Annotated in this window: 4 protein-coding genes; all 4 read left to right on the forward strand. The window is 59.8% G+C overall.

Features of this window, described 5'->3' with window-relative positions:
• On the forward strand, nt 1–786 hold a 786-nt coding region (locus KDL09_RS11980), incomplete at its 5' end, for a sugar phosphate isomerase/epimerase family protein (protein WP_294385153.1).
• A 4-nt stretch (nt 787–790) separates the two neighbouring features.
• On the forward strand, nt 791–1,948 hold the full coding sequence (locus KDL09_RS11985) for a Gfo/Idh/MocA family oxidoreductase (RefSeq protein ID WP_294385155.1): 1,158 nt from the start codon (nt 791–793) through the stop codon (nt 1,946–1,948).
• Nucleotides 1,945–3,063 carry a hypothetical protein gene (locus KDL09_RS11990; protein WP_294385158.1) on the forward strand — a complete coding sequence of 373 codons (1,119 nt, stop codon included), beginning with the start codon at nt 1,945–1,947 and terminating at the stop codon, nt 3,061–3,063. The genes KDL09_RS11985 and KDL09_RS11990 overlap by 4 nt, the downstream gene beginning before the upstream one ends.
• A gap of 188 nt (nt 3,064–3,251) precedes the next feature.
• Nucleotides 3,252–4,862, forward strand: coding sequence for an arylsulfatase (locus KDL09_RS11995; RefSeq protein WP_294385160.1), 1,611 nt, complete (start codon nt 3,252–3,254; stop codon nt 4,860–4,862).
• Nucleotides 4,863–5,197 lie beyond the last annotated feature (335 nt).

A 5,197-nucleotide genomic window follows, 5' to 3' on the forward strand; every position in this document is an offset into this window, starting at 1 on the left:
AAGCCCCTCACCATCGAGGAATGCCTCATTGAGTTCCCGAAGCGCGGCGTGACAGGGATCACCATTTGGCGGCAAGCGCTGGAGGGGAGGAATGGGACGGATGTGCGGCGTCAGGCAGCGGATGCGGGGCTGGACGTGATCAGTCTGTGCCGCGGCGGATTTTTCCCTGCCAGGAATGCCGCAGATCGCCAAACTGCCATCGACGACAATCTCAAAGCCATCGCGCAGGCGCACGCGCTCGGAGCCCCGGTCTTGGTGCTGGTGTGCGGTTCGGTTCCCGGGCAGAGCCTGGTGGAATCACGGAAACAGATCACCGATGGCATCGCTGCCGTGTTGCCTGCTGCGGAGAAGGCCGGGGTTAAGCTCGCCATCGAGCCCCTGCACCCGATGTATGCCGATGATCGCAGTGCGGTGAACACGATGCGACAGGCGCATGAGGTTTGCGATGCGCTGGGTTCCCCCCCAACAGTGGGGATTGCGGTCGATGTCTATCACGTGTGGTGGGATCCAGAGTTGAAGCAACAAATTGATCTTGCAGGGAAGACGGGCCGCCTCCATGCCTTCCACATTTGCGACTGGAGAACGCCTACCATGGACCTCCTCAACGACCGCGGATTGATGGGCGAAGGCTGCATCAACATCCGCGAAATCAGCGACTGGGTGGATGCCACGGGCTTCACGGGCCATCGCGAGGTCGAGATCTTTTCCGACCGGCTCTGGGCCACTGACCAGCACCGCTTTCTCGATCAAATCGCTTCCAGTTACGCCAATCTTTACCAATCCTGATCGAATGAAAACACAACGCATCGGCATCATCATGAACGGCGTCACGGGACGCATGGGCACCAATCAGCACCTTATCCGCTCGATCAAGGCGATTCGCGATCAAGGTGGACTGAAGGTCGGCAATGATTTGATCCTCATGCCGGACCCCATTTTGACGGGACGCAACCATGACAAACTGGCGGCGCTGGCGGCTCGCACGGGCGTGACACGCTTCACGACGGATGTGGATGCGGCTTTGGCGAATCCTGATGATCAGATCTTCTTTGATGCCAGCGGCACCTTGCAAAGGGCGGGCTTCGTCGAGAAGGCGGTGAAGGCAAAGAAGGCCATCTATTGCGAAAAACCAACGGCGGTGGAGACTGCGGAAGCTCTGCGTTTGGCGAAGCTCTGCGAGGATGCCGGGGTGAAAAACGGCGTGGTGCAGGATAAGCTGTGGCTCAGCGGCATCCGCAAGTTCCGCACCCTGCGAGACCAAGGTTTCTTTGGCCGCATCCTCAGTGTGCGCGGCGAGTTCGGCTACTGGGTCTTCACCGGTGAAGATGGCGATCAGCCTGCGCAGCGTCCTTCATGGAACTATCGGAAGCAAGACGGTGGCGGCATCATCGTGGACATGCTCTGCCATTGGCGCTATGTCATCGACGATCTGTTTGGCAAAGTGAAGGCCGTCAACTGCCTGGGCGCAACCCACCTGCCAAAGCGCATCGATGAAAGCGGCAAGCCCTATGACTGCACCAGCGACGACGCCTGCTATGCCACCTTCGAATGTGAAAACGGCGTCATCTGCCAGTTCAACAGCTCGTGGACCGTGCGGGTGCGGCGCGATGATCTGCTGACGATGCAGGTCGATGGCACGCATGGCAGTGCGATTGTGGGACTGCGCAAGTGCTGGGTGCAGAGCATCGGCACCACGCCGCGCCCCATTTGGAATCCTGACATTGACCAACCGATTAACTTCTTCGAAGGCTGGCAGGAGGTCCCAGACACCACCACTTACGACAACGCTTTCAAGATCCAGTGGGAGGAGTTCTTGAAGCACGTCGCCACCGATTCACCGTTCCCCTGGACCCTGCGTGAAGGTGCCAAGGGCGTGCAACTCGCCGAACTTGGCCTCCAGAGCTGGGCGCAGCGCAAATGGCTCAACGTAGAACCACTCGTCTCATGAAATCACTCATCTCAAACCCTGCCGATCTCACTCCGAACACTTCCTGGCTCGACACCCAATGGGCGTGGACGGGTGAGGAAGCCCTCATCGACCACAACACCAAAGCCCGTCTCTGCGCTGCCGCTCTACTGCCGTTCCGGGATCAAACGCCCGACTGGGCTGGCTTCATCTCCAGCATCCGCTGGATGCAAAGCGCCGCGGATCGCTTCGGTGTGGAACTGGTGGTGGTGCTGAATGCAGACACTGGCTACATTTTTGATCTCGATGACGATCTCTATGCTGAGGTGTTGCGTCGTTTTCGAGCCGAGTTTCCCAGCACCAAGTTCGTCGCCGGTGTCACCGCGCGTGGGGCTGAAAACGATACTGGCTTCAAGGCCGAACGCTATCGCCCGCTCATCGACATCGTCCAGCAGCACGAGAACTGCGAGGTCATGCTGATGACCTCCAAGTGGCTCAGCGCGCTCGAACCCGAGCCCTGCCGCGATGCCTATTATGAGATCGCCGAGTGGTTGATTCGTCCCGGTATCGTTCATGCACTGGAGCCGGCCTTCGTGCCTTGGGCGAAACCTTTTGGGCCATGGTTGCTCCATCAACTGGCGCAACATCCCAAGTTCGTGGGTGGGAAAATCAGCACGCTGGACGAACCTCACTTACTCTACTGGGCGGCGATGTGTCGCGATTTGGGTCTCGATTTCGCACCGCATAGTGGGGATGACTTTGGCATCGCCACGGCAATCAAACTCGGGCTGCCGCTGCTGATCGGTGCTGCGGTCAGTGGTGCGCCGCTCATCTGCGCTGCCAAGGACATGTGGCTCAGCGATGAATCGCCGCAGAAGCGTTATCCCACCGGCACGGGGCATTTTGACACCCGGGTTTACAAGGTCTTTGAGGCCTTCCAATCGCTGGAAGATCAAGTATTCCGCCTCGATGAACGGATGAGTGCCTCCGCCTACAAGCACAGCACTGCCCACATCCTCCACGAGCTCGGTGTGATCGCCTCACCGGAAGCTCACCCGGCCTGCAAGGACCTGCGTGGTCCGGATGAAGCTGCCAGAATGAGCGAAGCCCTGCGACGTCCGCAGCGCGTGGCGGAGAGATTGGGGATTCGCTTCTGAGCGGGTGGATTCCCTCCCTTTCGCCTGCGTTTGAGGGAACGCGGAGCGGAACGACGAGGAACGCCTCGCGGTGGCTGTTCTGTTGACTCAAAAGGAAAAGACACCGAAGGCTGACCTATGCCGTGGTGCATTTTTGCTTATTAGAACCTCTGCGGCTAAGAGTCCCCGCGCGGGAAGCTTCATTTCGTATGAAATACGCCATCGTCCTCTTTGCCCTCTTCACCTCGACGCTGCCTGCGGCCGAGCGTCCCAATATCGTCTTCATCCTCGCCGACGATCTCGGCATCGGTGACACGAAGTGCTACGGCGGTGACCGCTGCCTGATTGACACGCCGAACATCGACGCGCTCGCCGCGGGTGGACTGCGTTTCACCGATGCGCATGCCAGCGCCTCCGTGTGCGGTCCCACCCGGCGGGCGATCATGACGGGACGCTATGAATGGCGCTTTGGCCCACCGACGAACAACGGGCCGTGGGGCTTCTGTGGTCCACGCCCCGGCACGGAGAAGTCAACGCTGGGCAAAGTATTCCAACGCGCAGGTTACCAGACCGGCTACATCGGCAAATGGCATCTCGGGACGATCATGCCGACCTTTGATGGCAAGACGCAAGGGCCGGACAATGTGGACTACTCCCAACCGCTGAGCTACGGCCCGGTGCAGTTCGGATTCGAGCAGAGCTTTATCCTTCCCGGGTCGCTCGACATGTTCCCCTACGCCTTTGCGCGGAACCATGTATGGCAGGGCGAGATCACGGCACAGAAGGGCTGGAGTGCCTTCAATCGCATCGGACCGGCGGAGAAGGATTTCGAGGATCACAAGGTTCTGGAAACTTTCTACACGGAAGCGGAGTCCTACCTCGCCAGGCAGAGCGCGAAGGAGCCTTTCTTTTTGTTCCTCGCGCTCACCGGCCCGCACACGCCGATCAGCCCAAGCTCGAATTGGAGAGGAAAAAGCAAACTCGGCGTCTATGGCGACTTCGTCATGGAGGTCGATCACTCGGTAGAGCGGGTGATGCGTGCGCTCCAGAAGCAGGGCCTCGACCGCAACACTCTGGTTCTTGTTTCCTCCGATCACGGCGCGGCGTGTTACGCAGGCAACATTCTCAAAGCTACTCCGGGCCAGATTCATCTTTTGGAAGAGAAAGGGCACTTCCCAAGCGGCCCTCACCGCGGATATAAGTTCAGCGTTTACGAAGGCGGGCTGCGTGTGCCGCTGATCGCCCACTGGCCCGGGGTCATCGAAGCTGGCCGCACCAGCCATGCCCTGGTGGGGCTGAACGACCTCATGGCGACCTTCGCCGAATTGTCCGGTGCCACGTTGGATCCGGACGAGGCACCGGATTCGACAAGCTTTGCCGGTGTCCTGCGTGATCCGCAGGCGCTATTGCCGCGTCAGCAACTCATCATGCAGTCGGCGACGGAGTGTTTTGTGGTGCGCGATGGCGACTGGAAACTCTGCCTTTGCCCGGGAAGTGGTGCGGACGACCAATGGCTCATCGAACCGCTCATGACCGCCAGTTGGAAAAAAGCCCTGGCTGACTTTGGCAAACAGCCCGGTCGTGAGGACTTCAAGAAGGCGCCCTTCGTCCAGTTGTTCAACCTCGCCGAGGACCCCCATGAAGATCACAACCTCGCCGACGCCCACCCGGATCGCGTGGCCGCCATGGTGACCATGTTGGAACGGAGCATTGCCGGGGGACGCAGCACCCCGGGACCCACCTTGCAGAACGACAAAAACATCGTTCTTCACCAACGCCTGCCCCAATTTGTGCGCGCAGGACTGCGGAAACCGCCCTGAAGCACGGGGGGAATCCACCGACCGCGTCCCGGGTTCACTCACTGACAGGGGCACGATTTGTCGCATTCCACGCCTGCCCCGGAACGCTGCAGCCACCGCCCTTCCTGTTGAGAGCCCTTCTCTGCTTCTGAATGGGATGAGGGCTCCGGCCTTCGGCGCCTAACTCTTTGCCTTCGCCGGACTGATCTCCAGACCGGGCAGCCATGGAGCCGTAATCTGGGGAGGCATGCCGCCGAAAGGCTGGTAGATGGGGAGTTGGATCACGCTCATGCTGTGCGCTTGAAAAGAAATGAAAAAGAGAGTCTCGGCGCAATCCCCGGTCTGGATCATGGCAT

This window comes from Prosthecobacter sp. (genome assembly GCF_020439865.1).
GTDB lineage: Bacteria > Verrucomicrobiota > Verrucomicrobiia > Verrucomicrobiales > Verrucomicrobiaceae > Prosthecobacter.

Coding starts and splice junctions, on each gene's coding strand:
- KDL09_RS11985 (WP_294385155.1), top strand. CDS start 791: ATGAAAACACAACGCATCGGCATCATCATGAACGGCGTCACGGGACGC.
- KDL09_RS11990 (WP_294385158.1), top strand. CDS start 1,945: ATGAAATCACTCATCTCAAACCCTGCCGATCTCACTCCGAACACTTCC.
- KDL09_RS11995 (WP_294385160.1), top strand. CDS start 3,252: ATGAAATACGCCATCGTCCTCTTTGCCCTCTTCACCTCGACGCTGCCT.